Below are 23,925 nucleotides of genomic sequence, written 5' to 3'. Positions count from 1 at the left end.
AACATGAAAAAACAGTTTTTAATAGTCAGCTTAATTTGCAGCCAAGTCGCCAGTGCAACCACCATCAAATGTGGTGGTTTGTTCGATGCCGCCTCTGGCAAGATGTTGACTGATCAAGTGGTGACCATTGAGGGCAACCAGTTTACTTCGATTGATGATTATGCGGCTCAAAACATAGATTTGGACTACAGCGGTCAATTTTGTTTACCAGGTTTAATGGATATGCATACGCACATTACGCATGAAAATGGTCCGAACAGGTACATTGAAAAATTCCAACACAATGAAGCTGATGTTGCATTCAATGCGGTGGTTTTTGCTGAGAGAACCTTGGTGGCTGGTTTCACCACAATTCGCGATCTGGGTGATGCCTTCAATGTTTCTGTGGCGCTGAAAAATGCCATAAACCAAGGCAAGATAGTCGGTCCAAGAATTTTTACAGCCGCAAAGTCATTGGCCACAACTGGCGGACATGCCGACCCCAGTAATGGTTATCGAGATGACTTGTTTCCCCACACTACACCAGATCACGGCGTGGTTAATGGACCCAGTGATGCCATGCGTGCAGTCAGACAACGTTACCAAGATGGTGCTGATTTAATCAAAATAACAGCCACTGGTGGTGTGTTAAGCCAAGCATCAAGTGGAGACAATGCTCAGTTCAATAAGGATGAATTGAATGCCTTGATTGCCACAGCCAATGATTATGGCTTTAAAGTGGCTGCGCACGCCCATGGTAAAGGAGGCATGTTGCGAGCCATTGAGGCGGGTGTGTCCAGTATTGAGCACGGAACTTATTTGGATGAGGAAGTGATCAAAGCCATGAAAAAACACGGCACTTATTTAGTGCCAACTTTAATCGCCGGTGATTGGGTGACTGAAAAATCAAAGATTGATGGTTTTTTCCCAGCAGTGGTTGCTAAAAAAGCGGCCACCATTGGTCCTTTGTTGGCGGGTTCATTCAATCGAGCCTATAAAGCAGGTGTCAATATTGCCTTTGGTACCGACAGTGGCGTATCGGAACATGGTCGCAATGGTGAAGAGTTTGGTTTGATGGTTAAAAACGGCATGACTCAAGCAGAGGCTTTACAAGCTGCTACGATTCATGCAGCCAGTTTACTCGGTCAAGAAAACAACTTGGGACAAATCAAGCTCGGGTATTTGGCTGATATGGTGGTTGTAGCTGACAACCCAATTGAGGAAATAAAAACCATGGAAAATATCCATGTTGTTATAAAGGATGGGAAAATAGTGAAACAGTGAGGGATGAAGATTCCTCCAAGCTAAGAAACTGATTTTATAGCTTGTTTCGCGTATTATTCATTGAATCTGATATGCTTGGTCGACACAGCTGCCGATGATCAGGTGCCACAAAATGTTTGATAATTCAAGTCAGCTCGGGCATCAATGCTTTGATATTGCTGTGTGTTTTTAGTCATTTTGTAAGGTGATTTTAAAGCGTCTAACATGTGTAAGACTGCTTTGTTATTCAATGTTTTTTCAGTTTCTGTCAGCACCGCCTCAACATGGTGATTCCTAGGGATGAGCAAAGGATTGCTTTGGGCCATTGTGAGCAGGGCGTGTCCAATTTTGATCTCATTTGATTTCAATGCATCAATCCATTGTTTATACCAAGGGGTCATTTGGGGGCTGAATTTTGCAATGTCATTAGTGTTAGCCAATGCATCATTTAAATGGGTAAATGTCTGGGTATAATCAAGTTGGTTTTTGTACATGGTATCTAACAATTGATCAAGCAGTGATTGAGGCAGTTGTTGGCTGTTTTGGAATCCGAGTTTTTTTGCCATCATGTTGTGATAACTGTGAGTAAATTTTTCTGGATACTGCTGCAACAGTGGCATCACCAAATTGACCGCTTTTTTCTCATCAGCATCAATCAATGGCAATAAACATTCAGCCAATCGTGCCATATTCCACTGTAGGATACTGGCTTGGTTGCCATAGGCGTATCGGCCATTGTGATCAATGGAGCTGAAAACTGTGGATGGATCATATGCACCCATCATTGCACAAGGGCCGTAATCAATGGTTTCTCCTGAAAGCAGCGTGTTGTCGGTATTTAGAACCCCATGTATAAAACCAATGCGCATCCATTCTGTAACCAAGAATATTTGATTATCAATAACTTGCGCCAATAAGTTAATGTACTTATTATGATTGTTGTTTGAAAGATTTATATCATGTCGACTGATACACAAGTCAGTCAATATCTTTATCTCATCGTACATTTTTCGTGCGGCAAAATATTCAAATGTACCAACCCTCAAATGAGATGTAGCCACCCTGGTTACCACGGCACCTGTTGTTGGGTGCTGTCGCATAAGAGATTCACCAGTAGTAACCACTGACAGTGAACGAGTGGTAGGCACACCCAAAGCATACAAAGCTTCAGACATCAGATACTCTCTGACTGCTGGCTTGATGCCACATTTTCCATCACCATTTCGTGAGAAGGGCGTTTGTCCTGAACCTTTTAAGTGTAATTCCTTTACAAAGCCATCACGGTCTATCAGTTCTCCGAGCAAATGTGCCCGGCCATCGCCCAGTTGTGGATTAAAATGACCAAATTGATGCCCGGAATAGGCCATTGAAGTGGGTTTTGAACCTTCAAACAGTAAACTACCAGAAAAATAGGCCGCCCGAGTGTCAACAGGAATGTCTAGGTTAAGTTGTTCAGCCAATTCATCGTTCCACAATAAGGAAACAGCAGAAGTTTGTTTTTTAGGCATACTCAAGCGGCTGAATTGAGGCCCTAAGTCGACATAATGGCTTTGTAGTTTAATGGTCATTTTGGTTTAATCATTTTTTGGTACATAGAGGGTACCACCAACAACGACAATGCAGTAGAGACTATTAAGCCAGAAATGATGGACCATGCCAATGGTGGCCATAAGGTTGATCGGGTCATTACCAGAGGCAGCAAGCCAGCGATGGTGGTCAATGTCGTTAATACAATCGGTCTGGTTCTTCTTGCTACGGCTTGTTCAATCGATTGTTTCATACTCATACCAGAGTCTTGGTTTCTTTGAATTAAATCCAGCAGAACAATGGCATTGTTAACCACAATGCCAACCAAGGCCAAAACGCCTAAAGTTGCAGTGAAACCAAATGGCGTACTGGTTAACAATAAGCCGAAAGGCACGCCTGCAAATGCCAATGGCACAGTGACCAAAATAATGAGCATTTTCTTGAATGAATTGAATTCAAACAACAAAAATATCAACAGCATGATGATACCTATAGGCAATGCTTTGCCCAGTGACTGATTGGCTTTTCCTGACTCTTTGACAGCACCAGCCACGTAGTATTCAACTCCCGCTGGGAAATCGATGGAATCTAATTTGGGCAAGAATTCGGCCAGCACGTCATCGTAAGTATAACCTTCTTTTGTCTCTGAATAAACCGATGCAGTACGTTGTAAATTAATGTGTTGAATCGAGGCCGGTAGCCAGTCAATACTTTTATCAGTCAGGGCATTGAGACTCAATTGGTAATCGCCATTGTGAATTGATATGTCATCCAAATTTTGAATGTTAAAGTTAACATGTTCTGGTGCTTGCATCACAATGTTGACTGGGTCTTCAGAGCCTCGATACTGACCTATCACTTGACCAGATGTCCTCAATGCCAGTCCACTGGCCAATTCATCGCGAGTGATGTCGTTTTTGTTCAATAGATCATCATGTGGCGATAAAGTCAGTTTGGCCATCCCCAATCCAATGGTGTTCCTTAAAGTGCGGGTTCCTTCAGTTTGGCTTAATAGGTCTTGTATTTTCCTGATAGATTCGGTTAATTCCCTGCGGTCTTCTGCGATCACTTTAATTTCAATCGGTGCATCTGCAGGTGGTCCTTGTCCCAGCCGCCTGGCCACAATTTCAGCCTGTGGATACGATGGTGACACTTCATTGGTCACCCACTGGATGATTTCATGGCTGTTGGCGACGTCATCAATGATGGCTACGATTCTGGCAATGTGTGGCGATCTGGGCTTCTCAACCAAATTATAATAAAACACTGGACCTGAGTTACCAACGAATGTCACAGTTCTGTCTACATGATCCCTTTCCGCCAGTTGAGTAGCTATGGCTTGGGTGTTTCTGGTGTTTTGAATGATGTGTGAGTTTTCTGGGTACTTGATGTCAATAATGACCTGATTTCTGTCGGTGTCTGGAAAAAAATCACGTTGCACGAATGTAAACATATAACCTGATAAAACCAGAAAAATAACGGCTCCAAGGATTATCACATTGGTTTTGCCCACTGCAATTTGACCCAATTTATGTCCAAGTTTTTGTAATGAGGATGATTGGTTTTCAGTGTGTTGTTTGAGAAAAATATGACTGAATGCAGGGGTGACCAAAATGGCATACACATAACTGACGGTTATGGACAATATGATCATGGTTGGGATGGCGCGGGTAAAATCGGCTGAATTACCATCTGATAACAACATGGGCATAAAGGCTGCAATGGTTGTACCAGTGGCAGATCCCAGAGACATGGCTAAGTTTCTTACTGATGTGACAGAAGCATCAGAACCACGCATGCCTTCATCAATGTGGTATTGGATGCTTTCCACCATGACGATGGCATTGTCAACCAACATACCCAATCCGATCACCATGCCTGCAATGGCCATTTGATGCAATACACCACCGCCCAAATTAAACAGAGCCAATGATGAAAATGTGACCAATGGAATAACGGTAGCCACTACCAAGCCAGGCCTTAGGCCTAAGAAAAAGGCCAGAATAATCGTCACCAAAATCATTCCAGTCAATAAGGAACCACCCAACTCTTGTAAACGTTCTACCACTTGGTCCGGCTGAAAAAACACTTCTTCAACTTTAACTTCGGGGTAAATTTTTCGGATTTGCTCCATATAAGTACGCAGTTCTTTACCAAAATCCACTACGTTTAACTGATTGATGGGTACATACAGCGCCAGTGCGATGGCTCGTTCTCGGTGATGCCAAAACCCTGAATTTGATACATTTTCAGCCTCCAATTTGACTTCAGCCAACATTGATAAAGGTAATTGTTCACCATTGGTGAGCTCAATGCTGGTGTTTTTGATCTCTTCGATGGATTTGAATTCTGTGTGTGCATCTAGATTGATTCTGTTGTTGCCTACATGTAAGGCATTGATTGGTTGCGCTTTGGTGCGCTCATTGATTTGTTTGGCTATCAATTCATGATTGATGATGCTGCTGTTATTAAACGCTTCCTTGAGGGTGATGGTGACTTGTTCATCTGGCATGCCATACAAGGCCACTTTGCCAATACCTGGCAGGTTGAACATGCGATTTTTAATCGATTTGGCTTGCTCACGCAATTGCATGATGTCATTGATACCAGACAAACTGTAAACGGCCACAGCAGTGTCCAGCAACCGATCCTCAACGCTGGGCTCCAATACACCATCTGGAAATTTAACCTTGGCTTTGTCTACCGCTCTCCTGACTCGGTCCCAAACAAGGTCAGTATCCGTTATATGATCCAACATTTTGACAATGACTTGGACAAAGCCAGAACGCACAGTGGCTCTTATTTCATCAATTTCTTCGATCTGCGCCAATTCCTCTTCCAGGGGTTTTAACACCTGTTTTTCGATTTTATTGACATCAGCACCGGGATATTGCACCAAAACAAAACCTTGTCTGTAAGGGAAAAATGGATCTTCTTGGCGGTTCATACTTGACCAAGAAAACAAACCGAACAGCGCCAGAAAAATTGAAGTGGTTAATATCAACCTTTTTTGGTCGACCAACAACCTTACAACGCTCATGGTTGACTCAGTTTTTGTTTAGGCGCTAAGCTGGCTTGACCAGCAGTGACCACTTCAATTTCGCCCTGTTGTGGCATTTGCACGATGACTTCATCACCTTCAATGTCAATCAAATTAATATTGGATTGTACGACGTGCATGTTATCTATCAAAAACACAAAGGGCTGGTTGATCCCATCATCAATGACACTTTCAATGGGTAATCTATAATAAACACCAATTTGTTCTTCTATATATACCTGTATTTTTTCACCGGATTTGATGTCATGCAGCATAGGAACTTCAATCAAAACTTTGAACAATTGTGATTTTGGGTTAGCCGTCATGCTGATTTCTTTGATTTTTGCAGTCATTTCATGATGTTGATAAGTGACAGATAACGGTTGCCCAAACAACATGTTCTTATGCATAAATGATGGTAAGTAAAGTGGTGCTTCTAAGGAAGTCACTCCGCCTAATACCATCACCAGCTCACCTGCACTGATTACTTCTCCGGGCTCTTTATATATTTCAGATACACTGCCTGCAAAAGGGGATTTAAGCCATGTTTCATTGAACAGCAGCTGGGCTTGTTCTAACTGTGCTTCCATACTTTTTTTGGTGGCTTTTAAGTTGTCTCGTTGATTGATTAAACGATCCAACTCGTTCTGACTTATGGCATTGGTTCTTATTAAATCCTTAACTCGGGTTACTTCGGCTTTGTTTTGTTCTAAGGTGGCTTCTATGGCGACTATTTGGCTGTTGAATTGGTCTATTTGTGGTTTTAGTGATGGGTTGGTGATTTTAAAAAGATTTTGACCGGCTTCAACGTAATCACCGATTTTTATCCATTGTTCAGTGATCACACCGCTGACTTGAAATGATAAGTTGGCTTGGTTGGTTGGTTCAACAAAAGCTGGGATTTTATGCGTTTTAAATTGTTCTTGCGGGGAAAATAATGCTGAGCTGTAACCAACATCAGTGGTTTGCATTGACTCTGTATCTATATCTGAGGAACAAGCCTGAATCATCAAGCATGAAAATATGCACGTCAATGTTGTATAGTTTCGCTTCATGGTTTTATTCCCTGGATGGTTATTTCTATAAAATCTTTGATGAATGATTCTGGTTCACCATACAAATTCTTGTCCCAATGTTTGAAATGACACTCGGCGATAAAATATTGGTTGATGACTGTGATAAAGTTCATTACTAAAACCACTGGATTGAAATCTTTTCGCATCAACCCATTTTGCTGCGCTTGTCTGATCAACTCACTTCCTCTTTCCATTAATGGCTTATCTAATTGGCCACATTTTTCATCATTTTCTAAATGTGCGTAAGCAAAAAATCGTGGAATCAATGGATTCTTTTTAACAAATTCAAAATAGAACTGCATGGATTTTCTGATCAATTCAATGGGGTCTTTTTCTGCCTCAAATAAATCCATTTGGTTCTCAGCATAGGTTTTAAAAAATTGTTCTTTGACTTCTTCCCACAACTTTTCTTTATTTTCAAAATGATGAAAAATTAAACTTTTTGTCACCTTGGCTTGTTTAGCAATCATTGAAATTGATACATGGGCAAAGCCATGGGTGGCAAATAATGCCAATGACTCATTCAAAATGCTTTGTTTTTTAGATATATCCATCAGCAAATTATAGAGCAGACTGACCGGTCGGTCAATATTTGATTGCTACCTATAAAAAAGTGAGTCCAATGAAGGATGTAAGTTTTTTTACTTTGTGAACTTATCAAAACAGTTCATACCATAAAGACAGGACTCGTGACAGATATGAATGTGAGCCTAAGAAACACTGAGACTGATACTTTTGGCCTGTGTACAGTAGATGCTTTGATGTTAAAATTCTTCATCATTTATTACATCATCATTTTGGGGACCACAATAATGAACCACGAATTACCAAGACAAAACCACAAAACCATCCTATTGCTATTAATTGCTGTCTTTATGTGTTTCGAAGTAGCAGCTGATACAAAGTTACTTAGGTTTGCTGACATTCATCGGGATCAAGTCACTTTTGTTTATGCCGGTGATATCTATACGGCTGCTGTTACTGATGGTGTGGCCAAGAGGTTAACAGCGCATGAAGGTTTTGAAGCTTTTCCTAAATTTTCTCGTGACGGCAAAAAAATTGCATTCACTGCTGAATATACGGGTTCAAGACAAGTCTATGTGATGAACGCAGATGGCAGTGACCTGACTCAATTGACTTGGTACAACGATGTGGGGCCGATGCCACCACGGGGCGGATTTGATTATCGAATTTTAGATTGGTCAGTGGACGATAAACACATTTTGGTCAGGGCCAATCGTTTGCCTTGGGGAATACGCATGGGCCAACCTTATTGGGTTCCAGTGGCTGGTGGTATGGAAAAACCTTTGGCCGTACCAGAGGCCGGTGGTGGTATGTTGTCCCCAGATGGTAAACATTTGGTATATACCCCCAAGGACAGAGAATTCAGAACTTGGAAAAGGTACCGTGGTGGTAGGGCTCAAGACATTTGGACTTATGACTTGGAAAACAATACCAGTAAACAATTAACCACCCATGAGGCTTCTGACCATCAACCTGTTTGGGTAGGCGATGAAATCTATTTTATCAGTGACCGTGATTACAACCTCAATTTATACCGTTATGTAGAAAATGGTTCACCAGAGAAAGTAACTAACCACAATCTTTATGATTCTTTGTGGGCATCTGCTGGGCCAGAAGCCATAGTCTATGAAAATGGTGGCCATTTGTGGCGTTTTGACCCTCAGTCCAAAACCAGCAAACAACTTAATATTACAGTAACAGCCAATCAAGAATCATTGATTGCAACACGCAAGAATGTCAAAGACATGATTGAATCAATGGCACTTTCACCAGATGCCGAATCATTGATGATTGCGGCACGCGGAGAGTTGTTCAAAGCGAGTACAAAAAACAATGAAATTCGTGAATTCAGTCGCACACCGGGAGCCAGAGAAATAGATGTCAGCTGGTCACCAGATGGCAAAAGTGTGGCTTATTTGAGTGATGAAACGGGGGAGTACGAACTGTACACCAAAAACATCAAATCAGGACGGGTTAAACAATTAACGGATGACGGTCACACTTGGCGTTATACACCTGTTTGGTCTCCGGATAGCCAAAAATTGGCATTTTCAGACACCAACCAAACCCTTTGGGTGGTTGATGTTAATGACAAGAAAATCAATAAAATAGATCGTTCCAAGCGCAATGACATCACCGATTACAGTTGGTCTCCAGACAGCGCTTGGTTGGTATATACCAAAACCGAAAACACAGGATTCAATTCAATTTTCGTCCATGACCTACAAGGTGGACAAACCAATCGATTGACCAGCGCGGATTTCAATGATTTTTCACCTGTATTTGATCCCAATGGGCACTATTTATTTTTCTTGTCTAACCGTGATTATAATTTAACTTTCAGCAGCTATGAGTTTAATTATTTATACAACAATGCCACCAGAGTCTATGCTGCACAATTGAATAACCAATCACCTGCTTTGTTTCCCTTTGAAGCCTCAAAAAATCAAATCGATGAAGAAAAAGACAAAAAAGAGACCGTTAAAGTTGACATTGATTTTGCAGGGTTTGATAACAGGGTAGTGGCCTTGCCTGGCGATGCAGGTAACTACAACAATGTACAAAGTAATGGCGATGCGGTTTTTGTGGTTGAAAATGGCAACAACGGTACTGCATTGAAAATCATAGATCTGACTGAGAATGAAATCAAAACAGTCATTGCTGGTGTAGGTAATTACAGTTTGTCGATTGATGGTAAGCACCTTTTGGTTCAAAAGGGCCGAGATTATGGGGTGGTGAAAGCCGCTGCAGAACAAAAACTTAAAGATAAAATTGATTTGAAACACTTGACCATGAAAGTGGATCCTCGCACTGAATGGCAACAAATGTACACCGATGCTTGGAGAATCTTGCGTGATTGGTTTTATGATCCAGGAATGCATGGTAATGATTGGCAAGCCATTCATGACAAATACCTGCCAATGGCTGCTGCAGCGACCCACCGAACAGATTTAGATTATGTGTTTGGTGAAATAGCAGGTGAAATGAATGCAGGTCATATCTATGTCAATTCGGGCGACCAACCTTCAGTTAAAAGGCAGTCCAATGGATTGTTAGGCGCTGAGTTTAAAAAGCATAAAAGTGGCTATTTTGAAATCACTAAAATATTTGCAGGAGAGAATTGGACTGAATCCAGAAGGTCACCTTTAACTGAAGCAGGCGTTGTAGCCAATGAAGGAGACTTTGTGATTGCTATTGATGGCATCAATACACAATCCGTAGCCAATATTTATCAATTATTGGAACACAAGGCGGACCGAACCATTGCCTTGGAGTTGAATCAAAAATCCGATAAAAAAGGAGCCAGAAAGGTTTTTGTTAAGCCGATCAGTTCTGAAAGCCAATTGCGTTATTTGGATTGGGTGAACTCACGCAAAGCCATGGTTAACCAATTGTCAGGTGGCAGAATTGGTTATGTACATCTACCCAACACGGCAGGTGATGGTAACCGAGAATTGTTTAAACAAATGTTGCCACAAATTGGTAAGGACGCACTGATTATCGATGACCGTTATAACGGTGGTGGTTTTATTCCAGACCGCATGATTGAATTACTCTCCAGAAAAACTGTGAATTACTGGAAGCGTCGTGGTTTAGACTTGGACAGCAATGCCACACCCTTGATTGCTCATGATGGCCCCAAAGTGATGTTAACCAATGGACAATCCAGTTCAGGTGGTGATGCCTTACCTTATTATTTCCGCAAAGCCGGTTTAGGAAAAATCATTGGAACCAGAACTTGGGGTGGTTTGATTGGCATCAGCGGCAATCCTGGATTGGCCGATGGCGGTTCAATTTTGGCATCAACATTCCGTTTTATGGACACAGACGGTAATTGGGCGGTAGAAAACGAAGGGGTAACTCCTGATATAGAAGTAATTGATCGACCTGAATTAATTGCCGCTGGTCATGACCCGTCAATTGAACGGGCCGTTGAAGAGTTAATGAAAGACCTGGCGACTAACCCAAGGTCAACCATCAAGTCTCCACCTGCACCGAAAGACTTTTAAGCTTTAAACATCATTGAGACCTGATTAAGGTCTCAATGATTGGATTTAATTCAGACCTTATTCATGTTATGGCTTTACAATTATAATGAATTTAACCGGAGCGCTGTATGCAAGAATTAAAGCGGCGGAACTGGACGGCCAAAGCCGCCATCATGAGAAAAGGTGGTGTGCATGGAAAATCCAATAAAGCCAAACGTCAAAAGGATAAACAATCCTTCAATAGAAAAATCAGAGCCGAGCAATTCGGCTCTTTTTATTGGCAGTCATTAATTCATTCTCTGATACAAACAACAGACGCCAAATCAAATCAATCTTGATATATTATGATATTGCAAAGTTTGAGAAAATTTGAAGTGCATCAAGAAAAATGACAATGAATTCAGCAGTTTCACTTTTTGTGGATAAGACTACCATTTCATTTGGTAAGATCATCATTTTGATGTCAGAATGTGCTGTTTCTGTAAAATGAGCAATGTCAACCGATGAAATATATCCTGAGCTTATGTGTTTTATTGTTTGCCACCACTGCTATTCAAGCCAGTATTTCATGCGCGGATGCCATCACAGGCGGCGACTACATTGAGGCGCTACCCATTTGCGAATCCGAAGTTGAAAAATCGGCTTCCACAGAGGGGCTAGGCCAAGCAGACATCATTGATAATTGGTTGCATTTAGTTGAAATTCACCACGAATTAGGTCACACAGAACAAGAGTCTTATTACTTGGCAAAAATAAAAAGTCACTCACTGTTCGTTGAACACATTGAATACCAATACCAATGGAACCGACGGGTGGGGCAGAAGTATTATTTTCTGGGTGACTATTTGAAAGCAGATAAATATTTGCAACACGGTTTATCCCTGGCGGAAAATGAGCACAATCCATTGTGGCTCAGTAAAAGCTTTAATGATGTGGGTTTAACGGCCTATAAACTCAATGATTACGTCAACTCACTGAACTACTTTAAAAAAAGTTTAACCCTTAAATTAACTTATGGTGATGCTTATCAAGTGGGTAAAACGTTGAATAACATTGCATTGGTTCATATGGATTTGGAAGACCATGCACTGGCCGTTGATTTCTATGAACAGGCTTTGAATCAATATTTAAACTATGCCCAACAACCAACTTTTGACGAACGGGTGTACCAACAAATTTCACACATTTATGAAGACCTGAGTAAGGCACACAGTAAAATTGGCAATGCTACAGAAGCACAAAAATATGCACAAAAAATTGTGGCTACTTTCAAATTGAAAAACTCACCCAGGGCGCAAGCTCGAGCAATGATCAATATTGGTAAATACCACTTGGGATTAAAGCAATATGCCTCAGCACAATTGTTTTTTGATGAGGCAGCTGCTATTCACCAAGACAATGACATTGAATTAGGGCTTGAATATTATTTAGATGCAGCATCAGTCAAGTTTCAAAATGGTTTGGTCAATCCGGCAATTGAATTGGCACAAAATGGACTGTCTCAGGCGATGACTTCAGCTGACAGCAACCAAGTCAGTCAATTTTATGGGCTGTTAAGTCGCTTCTTTCGTTCAACAGACTTGGCCAAGGCATACGAATATTTACAATTGCAACAAGCCAGTAGAGAGCAGTTTTTAAAAGAAAAATATGATGAAGATTTGAATAACATCAAGCATCAAATTGAAAAACAAAAAATCCAACATGACTTGATCAACGAGCAGCTGATTAATGCCAACAAATCAGCAAAATTACAACAATTAACCCATACCATTTTAATCGGTATCATTGGTTTTTTGATATTGGCCATTGTTTTGTTTGCTTATTTTCTCAATAAGCGAAAAGAAAGAAAGGTATTAATGCAATCGATCAAACACCACAAACAGCAGTTGTTTTTGATGCAAAACCAAAGTCCTCATTTAAATTATGAGAATACACCGGTTTCTGCAGCAGCGTTAAAACAAGAGTTTAAAGTAAACTTGGTTTCTACTTTATTGGATGCACTGGCCATTTGGGAAAAAACAACAGGTTCCGACCGGGTTGAACTGGCTGAGAAAAGTAAAGTTTGGACCATTTCAATCGACAACGGAACCTTGCGTACTCGGTCATTGGACAAGTACTTGGATGTTGATAAAATACCGGAAAATCCCAGGTGGAGGAACGTGGTAAAAACCTGTCATTTTATTTTGACTTGTGATGATTTAAGCCAAGAAGATCGCTGTTCATTGGAACAGCGATTAGATGCTTTACTTGATCAAATAAAACAGTTTTCTTTGGCCAGCAATAAAGAGTAAAGCATTTCCTACTTTACTCAGTGGCAAGATTTGATATCACTTCAACACAATTGAATGTCAAGCCATGACTGAAATGATACAAATCATGGTGATTGGCTGCAGCTGAGTCACCACTGATGAAAGTATTGGGGCCAATAAATTGTGGAATCAATCCATCAGGATAAAGCTCGGGATAATTGACCGCTACACCTGCACACAAATCAATGGCTAAAGACCGTGCTTCATTGAAATGATCGAATACGCCACAGGTTTTAAACACCCCGTCCCAATCATCACACACCACATGTTCCGCGTCTACATTGTCTTGCCTTGCTGCGACTATGCGCTTGATTTCCTGTTTAACCAGGTCTTTTTTGTAACCATTATTTAAATCTTGTTCGCTGAGGTTGAATGTTTCAATGACATGGTATGTGGTGCTGTTAACTGATATTTTGATGGTGTCCTCTGGATAAACCAATATTTGAGTTAAGAATTCATGCGCTTGGCTGGTCGTTATCATCATGCAAAGCATCAATTTAATTATATTTTTTTTCATCAGAAGTTCCTGCAAATAATTTCAGTGATGATAACCCGAGTTGCTTAATGTCTATACATTTGATTTGGTAAAAACTGGTAAAAATTGAAAAATGTGATGTATATCAATTAATTGAATCTATTTTAATTACCTCGCTGTCTTTATTTAGTGCTGAACCGTTGTCTGTTTTTACCAATGTTTTCCGTGATTTATGTGGCCAGTTTTCCGAACTTCTATACCATTGATTGGGTTCAAATTAAGAACATTTATTTAAATAACAATGAGGAAAATCATGAAACTAAAAAATAAATTTTTAATATTGTCTGGTTTGGTTAGTTTGTCGTTACAAGTCAATGCGGCTGGAACCATCAGCAGTCCAGGTTGGTATTACCCAGCATACCCAGTTGGATCAACACCCACGTATGCCACCATATTCTTAAAAGGGGCCTTTGCGGATGAAGTGGCTTGTCAACAAGCCAAATGGTTGGACTATGACCCCAGCAATGGAACGAAACCTTGGGATGGGGGTGCAGGTTGTCATTATATTCATGAAAGCAGCATAGATGCGATCAATGATATATACAGCTTGGCCTTTAACCCTGGTACTGATCCCATCATTGCTTTAGATGCAGAAATGCTTTTTGAGTATATCCAGCAGGCTGATGACATCAACCAAGCACATGACATCAAAAACTACAAAGTTAAAATGAATCGTTTGATTGATTCTTACAGTCAACCCAGAAGGTAAAAGCGAAAAGGACAAAACCCTGGGTTAATGAAATGATTCGGGGTTTTTATACGCCTATAAATCATTTTATGTCAGAATAGTTGCAGTTCAAATATTATTCAAAATAGGGCATGTGTTATGAAATGTGTGTTGTTAATGGTTTTAATAGTCACTGCAATAAATTGTAAAGCTGCAGAAATTGCCTTTGAACTTTCTGGGGTCCATGTGCGTGATTTTGCTTTGAGTTCTAAAGGTGATGATTTGTATGTGACCATGGAAAGTATCAGCAAAGACGCATCACAAATAATCAGTTTACAAAAAACAGGCAAACAGTGGTCAAAACCCATGATTGCTTCATTCTCTGGTCAATTTAAAGACCTTGAACCTTTTTTACATCCCAATGGTTTACAGTTGTATTTTGCTTCTAATAGAAATGCTGCTCAAAACGCCAGTACGGATCATTTTGACATTTGGATGACTGAAAGGGCCTCATTGAATCAACCTTGGGGAGATCCTGTTAAATTGAATACAATGATTAATACAGACGAAGGTGATGAGTTTTATCCCAGCGTGGCCAGTAATGGAAACCTATACTTTACTGCCACCAAAGCGGATGGCTTGGGTAAAGAGGATATATATGTCAGTCGATTGGTTGATGGGCAATACACCCAAGCTGAAATATTACCTGCTGCGATTAATTCTCCCACCTATGAATTCAATGCCTATATAGCTCCGGATGAATCGATGTTGATATTTTCTTCATATGGCAGGGCTGATGATATGGGAGGAGGTGATCTATACATCAGTCATAAAGTGGACGGCGTTTGGCAGCCAGCAAAAAATATGGGTGGCCAGGTCAACAGTAAACAATTGGACTACTGTCCATATTATGATGAAATCAATGGCATTTTATATTGGACCAGCAACCAATCTAAGCTTAAAAATTTACCATCAATTGAAAGAGATTTCTATCAATGGTTTAAATTGATGACCTCTGGTGAGAATGGTTTAAGCAAAGTGTATCAAATGCCGATTAAACTGAGTCTTTGACTCATAAGAATCAATTGAAAAATAAAAGGCTGGATTCCAATTCCAGCCCAAAATAATCCTTATTGAAGTTTTGCTTATTCGCCCACTTCGGTCATGGCCATGATGTTATAGCCTGCATCAACATAGGTGATTTCACCGGTGATGCCTGATGCCCAATCAGAACACAAAAAAGCCGCTGCCTTGGCAACTTCTTCTTGGCTGATGTTGCGTTTCAATGGTGCTGCTTTGGCCACATGATCCAGCATCGATTTAAAATTGCCAATACCTGAAGCTGCCAAAGTCTTGATGGGTCCAGCAGAAATGCCATTAACTCGAATGCCATCTTTGCCCAGGGCATGTGCCATATACCGCACATTGGCTTCAAGTGCAGCTTTGGCAACCCCCATTACATTGTAATTGGTCATGGCCCTGACTGCGCCTAAATAAGAAAGGGTCAGTAATGCAGCGTCTCTGCCTTGCATCATTTCTCTACCTGCCTTTCCTAGTGCCGCAAAACTGTATGAACTGGTATCCATGGCGATTTGATAACCTTCTCTGGTCAAGTTATCTAAGTAGGAACCTTGTAACAATTCTCGTGGCGCAAAACCAACAGAATGAACAATAATGTCCAGACCATCCCATTGTTTTTTTAATTCGGTGAAAACATCGTCAATTTGTTGGTCAGAATTGACATCACAGGGCAACACAATTTCTGAACCCGTTTGTTCGGCTATCTTATCAACTCGTTTTTTTAGTTTGTCATCCAGGTAGGTGAATGCCAACTCAGCACCTTGTTGGTGCATGAATTCGGCTGTACTCCATGCGATTGATCGGTTGCTGGCGACGCCCACTATAAGCGCTTTTTTACCTGTAAGAATACCCATGTTTGTTCCACTTATCAAAGGCTTATCATCTTACTGATTTTAATCTGCTAATGCCACTGATGTGATTGAAATCAATTATTTTTCAAACGTTAGTTTGAAATCCACCAATACACTGTAGTCGATACTTTGTAATCCTGCGATTTTAGTTAATTGGTTGATGCCTGAGTCTAAATCGAAGTCTTTGGCATGAACAAAAACAGGTTCAAAATTGGTTACCACCAATTTATTCCCCACGGATTGAAGCATAACAATGGCTGTCATGGGCTTCTTGGTTCCATGTAAATCAAGATCAAATTCAATGGTAAATGGTTCTACCAAAGGCAATTTTCTGTCTAACTGACTGGAAATGGTGGCCATCGGAAACTCATCCACCTGAAACAAAAGGTCTTTGAGTCGTTGATCACGAATTTCAATATTGGTATCAACTGAAGACAAATCAGCCTCGACAATCAGTTGTCGATTGTCATCAATATAACCACCATGGAATTGAATGGTGTGCTCTTCTGTGATCGTTTTGTTTTTTGTGGTGACAAAGCTTAGTTGACTTTCAGATGTCAATAGTTGCCAATTAATCGGGCTCATTGATGTTTCGGCTGGATCAACTTTTGGTTGATGACAAGCCACTAAAAGTAGGCAGCTGAAATACAATAATCCAATTTTTATAACATTCATTGCGAAACCTCATTTTTTACATTTTCTACGGGGGTTACTTTAGCCAATACACCAAATTGCTGGTGATCAAAGTATTGCCAGTGTCCCAGTTCAACCCTGGTTTTTTGATTGATGCTGTAAATCAATTGCTGGCCTTCTTCATCCAATCTATAGTAATTGATTTTGGCTTGAAAATGAGTGTACCTTTGTTTCGAAAATGACACCACACCCTCGAATGAAAAGTCAGGATGAACCACTGTTTCAACATTCAATGAGTTTCTGGGCTCATAATCTCCAATAGCTTGCGTGCTGGGCCGTTGAGGCACTTGAATCGCATCAGTGCTTGTAGCAGGTTTTGTTTTGATGTTACTCACTGCAACAAAAACAGGGGATAAAAAGTCAGTGGCCGGTTGGCGCCACTTTTGATGAAACAGGGGAGTGATGATTGGGTTGTTTTTTAACCGCTCAATAACAGGGTGTGACATATTTTGTGAAATGTATAACCAAACCAATGCCTCCATTTTTATGGCGTTGTCATTCAATGGCACTTGCCAATTTTCATCAACGTTTTCATTGTTAACGGTGGGCTCTTCTGTCGCTGTAGATATAAATAAGGGCAGGTCAGATGAGTTTTTATACAAGTCTTTGGTTACTACATCAAGATCGGTGATTTGTGGTTTGATGGTATTTGCATTGGGTTGGCTTAAATTTCTGGCAAAGACAATGACTTCAACATCATAGGCTTGATTTTGATCAGTTAGCTGTATGTACTCTTGGGCATCTACCCCACTGAATACACATATAAGTGAGACTAAGATTTTTTTCATGATTGGAGTATATCAAATAAATGATGAATTGCATCAATCCGTTGTTCTGCCAGTAGAAAATCACCCGTGTATCTCAATCCATTTTGCGGTAAAGGATTGAAGCTTTCTGGTTGTTTTTGTAACAGTTGAATCAGTTTAGTGAACAACTCATCACTTTGCTTGGCAAACTTAATGTCAGCATATTCTTCATTCATTACCATTGATTTGATATTTAGTTTCTGGGCTTTTTGTTTGAATTTCAAAACATAAAACAGGTTTTGTGCTTGGTCTGGCATGGGGCCAAATCGGTCAATCAACTCAACTTTTATTTCATCCAAGGCTTCTGGGGTTTTGGCATTGTTCATGCGCTTATAGAACGTCAATCTGGTATAAACATCGAATATATATTCATCAGGAATCAACGCAGGGATGTTCAGTTCAATATCAATGTGGTTGGTTTCGTCATTCAAAATGTCAATTTCTTCACCATTTTTCAATGCCGCTACTGCACGCTCGAGCATGTCACAATAAAGGCTGAAACCAATGGATTGAATTTGTCCGCTTTGCTCTTCCCCTAATAATTCACCACTGCCTCTGATTTCCATGTCATGTGTGGCCAGGGTGAATCCAGCCCCTAAATCTTCAAGAGATTCAATGGCTTCCAATCTTTTCTTCGCATCTTTGGTGATTGATTTCCAACTGGGTATGATCATGAATGCAAAGGCTTTGTGGTGAGATCGTCCCACGCGACCCCGCAGTTGATGTAATTGTGCCAAACCTAATTTGTCTGCTCGGTTGATGATGATGGTATTGGCGCTGGGAATATCAATGCCTGATTCGATGATGGTGGTACAAACCAGAATGTTGAATCGTTGTTTATAAAAATCAACCATCACGCTTTGCAGTTCTTTTTCATTCATTTGTCCGTGTGCTACCCTGACTCGAGCACTGGGATTGATTTTTTGAATGGATTCTGCCATTTGTTCAATGGTTTGTACTTCGTTATGTAGGAAGTAAACCTGACCGCCTCGTTGTATCTCACGGGTGCATGCTTCGTTGATGACACTGTTCTGCCATTCTATGACTTGGGTTTTGATGGTTAACCTGGCTTTTGGTGGAGTGGCAATGATGGATAAATCACGCAAGCCTGAAAGTGCGCTGTTCAGTGTCCTTGGAATGGGTGTTGCTGTCAGTGTTAAGAAATCAACATCGGCTTTCAGTTGTTTCAAACGGTCTTTTTGTTTCACGCCAAAGCGATGTTCTTCATCAATGATGACCAAGCCCAAATTTTTAAATTTGATGCCTTTTTGAATCAATTTGTGGGTTCCAATTACAATGTCAGCCTGGCCATTTTCGCAAGCGGCCAAAATACTTTTGGTGTCCTTGCCGCTGACAAAACGAGACAACAGTTCAACTTTAATGGGAAATGGCGCAAAACGATCGACAAAATTATCGTAGTGTTGTTGGGCCAATAGGGTGGTAGGAATCAATAACACAACTTGTTTTCCCTCATTGGCAGCGATGAAGGCGGCCCTTAAAGCGATTTCAGTTTTGCCAAAACCCACATCACCACAAATCACCCGGTCCATGTGTGTGGGTGCTTGCATGTCTTTAATGACTGCCGAAATGGCATTCAATTGGTCTTCAGTTTCATCAAAAGGAAAACCGTCACAAAATTGGCTGTATTCTTCAGGGTTCAGGCGCATGGCTTGTCCTCCTGCGGCTTCTCTTTGGGCATACAAAGAAAGCAATTCAGCCGCCACATCCTTTACTTTTTTAGCGGCTTTTTGTTTGGCTTTGGCCCATACTTCTGAACCCAGTTTATGCCAAGGGGCATTTTCTTCACTGGCTCCAGAATACCTGGACACCAAATGTAACGATGAAACCGGTACAAACAATTTGTCACCCCCAAAGTATTCAACTTCTAAATACTCAGCTTCGCCATCATAGTCCATCATTTTTAAGCCGCGGTATCGGCCCACACCATGGTCAATGTGCACGATGGGTGAGTCCAGATGAAGGTCTGTCAAATTGCTGATGATGTCTTCAGGATTGGCTTTGTATTTTTTGACTGTGTGGTTGCGGGTAACTCGTTGTCCAAACAAACAACCTTCATCTAAAATGACCAAGTTTTGTTGTTTTAAAAACACCCCATTTTCTATCGCTGCAATACAAACGCCCCGTTCAGAATTACTGTCAATAAATTCTTGTATGCTATTGAATATTTTGAATTTATTTTTTGCAGATTTGAGTTTGTTTAATATCAAATCCTGTCGTCCCAAAGAATCGGCTGTGATCAATAAACGGTGTTTTTGTTGGTCGCAAAATGTCACCAAATCAGGGTGCTTGTCTGTCTGGAATCGAGGCGGTAATTGACTCTCAAAATCATGTTCAACGCGGCTGTCATTGCTGGATTGTTTTTGGTTGATCCAAATGTTTTGAAAATTCAGAATGTCACTGTATGTGTTATCAGCTGCCAAGTAAATGTCATTGGGAGCTAATATGGGTCTTTGGATGTCGTGTCGGCGATCTTCATAACGGGCATGAATTTGTTTTTCCCAGGTTTTTAATATGGGTGCTGTTTGTTGGCAATGAATGAAGACTGCATCTTTGGGCAAATAATCAAAAATATCAGCCAACTCAGGGTGAAACATCGGTAGGTATTGCTCAATACCAGAGAATTTGATTGATTTTCTGACGTCTTGATAAAGTGTATTTTTTCTCGTATCAACATCGAACCACTCTCTGAAACGACTGAGGAATAATTCTCTGGCTTGATCATCAAAGGGGAATTCATTGGCCGGCATCACTTGGATGACATCGGTTTCTTTGATGGTTAATTGTGTGTCGGTATCAAATATGCGGATGCTTTCAATTTCATCATCAAATAACTCAATCCTGAAGGCATCTAAGCCGCCCATAGGGAATAAATCCAAAACCCCACCTCTGACCACGAACTCACCGGCTTCCCTGACTTCATTGACATGGATGTATCCATTTTTTTCAAACAAACTGCGCCATCGATGCAAATCAAATTGTTCACCCACTTTGATGTTCAGACTGCGACCAATAATGAAATCCTTATTTGGCAGTTTTTGCATCAGGTTTTGTGCTGGCATCACCACCACTGCGTTTTGTTTCACTGTGCTGATTTCCGCCAAAAACTTCATCCGCTCCGAAACAATGTCTGGGTTGGGTGAAAACACATCATAGGGCAGGGTGTCCCAGATAGGAAAGTGCAACACTTTGATGTCATCAGCTTCATTACACAAAGCGATTTCACTTTCCAATACCCGACTGTGGTGCACTGAATCGGTTAACACCACCAATAATCCAGGGTGACGCTCGTGAAACTCACTGATGGCCAGCGGTAAAGCCAGTCCTTTCAGTTGTTGCCAGTTTTGCGCTGCGGTTAGGTCAAATGATTTGGGAAAAAGCATGTAGCAAGGATTGGCTGAAACGGTCAGGCATTTTAACGCTTTTAAATGCAGTTTAGAATCAAAATGAAAATTTATCTTAGTGATCCTTCGGGAATGTCAAAGGAACCAACTAAAGTCGAATCCTTTTTGAAACAATGCGCACCTTGCTTGACATCAGTTGGCAACCAACCCATTCCTTAATTCCTAGGGTCATACCGGAGATAAAACTGAATGACTTATAATATCAACTTTTATCAATATGGGTTGTGGTTTTGAATCTAAAAATAGTGCATTTTATGGTGCTGCTGGCGGTGTTATTGACAGGCTTGTGTTCACTGGTTTACCAGACCATATGGCAGCGATATTTATCATTTTCAGTGGGTTCTGATGCCAGTGCTTCGGTCTTGATATTAACCACCTTCCTCACTGCCTTGAGTGTGGGTTATTGGTCTGCAGGAGCGCTGTCTCGTCGGGCAAAACACAAAGAACTGCTGTGTTATGGCTGGGTTGAAATCATCATAGGGCTATGGGCCATGATGTTTCCGTTGCTGTTTAAATTGGCTTCAAGTTTATTGTCTTTTCAGCTTTTACCTGTGTTTTGGATGGATTTATTGATTACCGTTTTATTGATTGGACCGCCTGCTGTATTGATGGGTGTGACGCTACCTTTCTTAACCCAAGGTTTGAGTCAGGGGTTTCAATCAGCGAGTTTGACCCATGCCAGAATTTATGCCATCAATACCATTGGCGCTTTTCTGGGTACGTTATTGGCTGGATTCTTCCTGATTGAACACCTGGGACTGGCTTTGAGCTCCTATCTATTAGGGGCATTGAATGTTTCTGTTGGTGTCTTGGTATTGATTTTTAGTCCACAATTGTCTCGGCATTTTAGAAATAGCCGTGAAACCATTGAAAATGAAGTGCAAACAGAATCGACAGTGGGGTTCAACCCACAATCCGCAGTCGATAAACGGTATGTGCTGTTGGTGGCTGCTTGTTCTGGTTTCTTGCTGATTGCTCTGGAAACGTATTTTATTCGTTTGTTTTCCATGGTAACGGAAGGGTCACACCTGGCTTACCCTACCGTGGTCGGTGCCTTCATTGCTGCGGTTGGTATCGGCGCTTATTTAGCCGGAAAGTGGCTGCCTTCAGCGGCACGATTATTTGTCGTTGTTCCAATCGTGATGTTGCTTGCTTGGATTGTCATTTATTACACCTTACCTGAATGGCCATATACTGACATGAGGCTGAAACAATTTGTTTTGACGGCTACCGATGCACCCATTTATTTGTTTGTTGCTCGTTTTGTGCTGTTTTTTGTTGTGATTGCTATCCCAGTGGTCACCGCCAGTATGTTGTTGCCCTGGGCTTTTCATTTCTTTAAAAACACCGATACAGCTTTAGGTAAAACCACGGGTGACTTGTATGCAGTGGCTACCTTGGCAACAGTAGTCGGTGGCTTGGTTGGTGGCTATTGGATGTTCCAATATTTTAACTTTGAACAAATATTTTTAAGTTTTCTTTGTGTATTGCTGTTGATGGTTTTTGCTGCCAATCAGGCCATCATCAAGACCCGAAAACAATATATCTGGGTTAAATCGGCGTTGCCTTTGTTGCTTGTAGGGGTTTATCTGTTTCCAGTTAAAGAGTTAGAACAACGATTGGCATTGGGGTTTTATTTTCAATCCACTGAAAAGCAGTTGACTGATTTGAACAGTGCTGCAGCTGCCCACGAATGGTTGTGGCAATGGTTTGGCCATGATCAGATCATTGCTTCGGACATGCAACCCGAGGGTCGGGTTGATGTTTTTCAAAGTGAACAGTCTGGTCAACGAATGATTGCCATCAATGGCCGCTCCAACAGTGACACTGCCATGTCGGACTTGGCTGGTAACGGACTATTGGGTTTATTTCCTTATTTGTTGACTGAGTCTCCCAAAAAGGTACTTATTGTTGGCTTAGGTACAGGAGTGACTGCCGGCATATTGGCTCATCAAGAATTGGTTGAAGTGGTTGATGTCAGTGAAATTAATGCTGCAGTCATTAAACAGTTTCACTGGTTTGATCCATTCACTTATCAAGGCAGTCAAAACCCCAAAATCAATATGATTCACAGTGATGTGATCAAACACCTGCATCAATCTGAGGAGGTTTATGACATGATCATTTCAATTCCTTCTAACTTTTGGGTGGCCGGTGTTGAAAACTTATTAACCCCGGAATTTTATCAGCTGATAGATAACAACCTGAACAGTGGTGGTATGTTCGTCCAATGGGTTCCAGAATATCGATTTTCTGCCCAGGGTTTGTTGATGATCGCCAAAACTTTTAGCAGCAGTTTCAGTACCAGCAGTTTGTGGCAATTGACAGACAATGATTTGGTCTTTTTATATAAGAAAAATGGCTCAGTGAATGCAGACCAGTCATGGTTGGAAAGCAGAAGTGGCAACCAATTATTCAGAGCCACTTTGCGGGAAATAGGAGTTTATAATGTCAGGAAATTACTCAATTCACAGCTGGCCACTCATGAAAATCTTTTACAAGTGTCATCGAACAGCGAAACCCACAGTTTAGATAAGCCTCAATTGGGTCAAGTCGCACTTATGGCCTTATACAAGAATGATGTTAATTACAATTCATCGGAAATCATCAAGGGAATGAGGGCACAAAAAAAGGCATCCCGATAAAGGATGCCTTTGTACTCAG

At 41.0% G+C, this 23,925-nt stretch carries 16 protein-coding genes; 7 read left to right on the top strand and 9 right to left on the bottom strand.

Annotation, left to right across the window (positions count from 1 at the left end):
* Positions 1-3: 3 nt before the first annotated feature.
* Positions 4-1,263 carry a metal-dependent hydrolase family protein gene (locus CCS90_RS06980; protein ID WP_099018839.1) on the top strand — a complete coding sequence of 420 codons (1,260 nt, stop codon included), beginning with the start codon at positions 4-6 and terminating at the stop codon, positions 1,261-1,263.
* Between the two features lie 98 nt (positions 1,264-1,361).
* Here CCS90_RS06980 and CCS90_RS06975 read toward each other — a convergent pair whose 3' ends face one another.
* From CCS90_RS06975 to CCS90_RS06960, 4 genes are all read right to left on the bottom strand, one after another.
* The gene (locus CCS90_RS06975) at positions 1,362-2,810 is read right to left on the bottom strand and encodes a protein adenylyltransferase SelO (protein WP_099018838.1); all 1,449 of its coding nucleotides are present in this window, start codon (positions 2,808-2,810) and stop codon (positions 1,362-1,364) included.
* Positions 2,807-5,809 carry an efflux RND transporter permease subunit gene (locus CCS90_RS06970; RefSeq protein ID WP_099018837.1) on the bottom strand — a complete coding sequence of 1,001 codons (3,003 nt, stop codon included), beginning with the start codon at positions 5,807-5,809 and terminating at the stop codon, positions 2,807-2,809. Before CCS90_RS06970 ends, CCS90_RS06975 begins: the two co-directional genes overlap by 4 nt.
* A complete protein-coding gene (locus CCS90_RS06965; RefSeq protein WP_180236510.1) occupies positions 5,806-6,780 on the bottom strand; it encodes an efflux RND transporter periplasmic adaptor subunit in 975 nt (324 codons plus the stop codon). Before CCS90_RS06965 ends, CCS90_RS06970 begins: the two co-directional genes overlap by 4 nt.
* A gap of 80 nt (positions 6,781-6,860) precedes the next feature.
* Positions 6,861-7,439, bottom strand: a complete 579-nt coding sequence (locus CCS90_RS06960; RefSeq protein ID WP_099018835.1) for a TetR/AcrR family transcriptional regulator — start codon at positions 7,437-7,439, stop codon at positions 6,861-6,863.
* Positions 7,440-7,697: 258 nt separating this feature from the next.
* Between CCS90_RS06960 and CCS90_RS06955 the strand changes: the two genes are divergently transcribed.
* The 3 genes from CCS90_RS06955 (at position 7,698) to CCS90_RS06945 (ending at position 13,189) form a co-directional block, all read left to right on the top strand.
* A complete protein-coding gene (locus CCS90_RS06955; RefSeq protein ID WP_211337069.1) occupies positions 7,698-10,919 on the top strand; it encodes a S41 family peptidase in 3,222 nt (1,073 codons plus the stop codon).
* Between the two features lie 107 nt (positions 10,920-11,026).
* The gene (locus CCS90_RS06950) at positions 11,027-11,236 is read left to right on the top strand and encodes a hypothetical protein (protein ID WP_099018834.1); all 210 of its coding nucleotides are present in this window, start codon (positions 11,027-11,029) and stop codon (positions 11,234-11,236) included.
* A gap of 165 nt (positions 11,237-11,401) precedes the next feature.
* The gene (locus CCS90_RS06945; RefSeq protein ID WP_099018833.1) at positions 11,402-13,189 is read left to right on the top strand and encodes a hypothetical protein; all 1,788 of its coding nucleotides are present in this window, start codon (positions 11,402-11,404) and stop codon (positions 13,187-13,189) included.
* A gap of 13 nt (positions 13,190-13,202) precedes the next feature.
* On the opposite strand, the gene CCS90_RS06940 is transcribed toward CCS90_RS06945, so the two are convergent.
* Entirely contained in the window at positions 13,203-13,724 is a 522-nt protein-coding gene (locus CCS90_RS06940; RefSeq protein ID WP_133566540.1) for a hypothetical protein, read from the bottom strand.
* A 271-nt stretch (positions 13,725-13,995) separates the two neighbouring features.
* Here CCS90_RS06940 and CCS90_RS06935 point away from each other — a divergent pair, with 271 nt between their 5' ends.
* A complete protein-coding gene (locus CCS90_RS06935; RefSeq protein ID WP_099018831.1) occupies positions 13,996-14,451 on the top strand; it encodes a hypothetical protein in 456 nt (151 codons plus the stop codon).
* A gap of 135 nt (positions 14,452-14,586) precedes the next feature.
* Positions 14,587-15,480 (top strand): TolB family protein, encoded by an 894-nt coding sequence (locus CCS90_RS06930; protein WP_162846906.1) that lies wholly within the window; start codon positions 14,587-14,589, stop codon positions 15,478-15,480.
* A gap of 74 nt (positions 15,481-15,554) precedes the next feature.
* Here the strand turns inward: CCS90_RS06930 and CCS90_RS06925 are convergent, their stop codons facing one another.
* The 4 genes from CCS90_RS06925 to mfd all read right to left on the bottom strand — a co-directional run bounded on the left by CCS90_RS06925 (position 15,555) and on the right by mfd (position 21,240).
* On the bottom strand, positions 15,555-16,343 hold the full coding sequence (locus CCS90_RS06925) for an enoyl-ACP reductase FabI (protein ID WP_099018829.1): 789 nt from the start codon (positions 16,341-16,343) through the stop codon (positions 15,555-15,557).
* 75 nt (positions 16,344-16,418) lie between these two features.
* On the bottom strand, positions 16,419-17,015 hold the full coding sequence (locus tag CCS90_RS06920; protein ID WP_099018828.1) for a YceI family protein: 597 nt from the start codon (positions 17,013-17,015) through the stop codon (positions 16,419-16,421).
* Entirely contained in the window at positions 17,012-17,821 is an 810-nt protein-coding gene (locus tag CCS90_RS06915) for a CsiV family protein (RefSeq protein ID WP_099018827.1), read from the bottom strand. Before CCS90_RS06915 ends, CCS90_RS06920 begins: the two co-directional genes overlap by 4 nt.
* A complete protein-coding gene (mfd, locus tag CCS90_RS06910) occupies positions 17,818-21,240 on the bottom strand; it encodes a transcription-repair coupling factor (RefSeq protein WP_099018826.1) in 3,423 nt (1,140 codons plus the stop codon). The genes CCS90_RS06915 and mfd overlap by 4 nt, the downstream gene beginning before the upstream one ends.
* A gap of 251 nt (positions 21,241-21,491) precedes the next feature.
* Here mfd and CCS90_RS06905 point away from each other — a divergent pair, with 251 nt between their 5' ends.
* A complete protein-coding gene (locus CCS90_RS06905; protein ID WP_133566539.1) occupies positions 21,492-23,906 on the top strand; it encodes a fused MFS/spermidine synthase in 2,415 nt (804 codons plus the stop codon).
* The last annotated feature ends 19 nt before the right edge of the window (positions 23,907-23,925 follow it).

The sequence above is a fragment of the Marinicella litoralis genome (assembly GCF_002591915.1).
Lineage (GTDB): Bacteria > Pseudomonadota > Gammaproteobacteria > Xanthomonadales > Marinicellaceae > Marinicella > Marinicella litoralis.
Note: the sequence above shows the minus strand (reverse complement) of the source record. Positions and strands in the feature narration are given on the sequence as shown.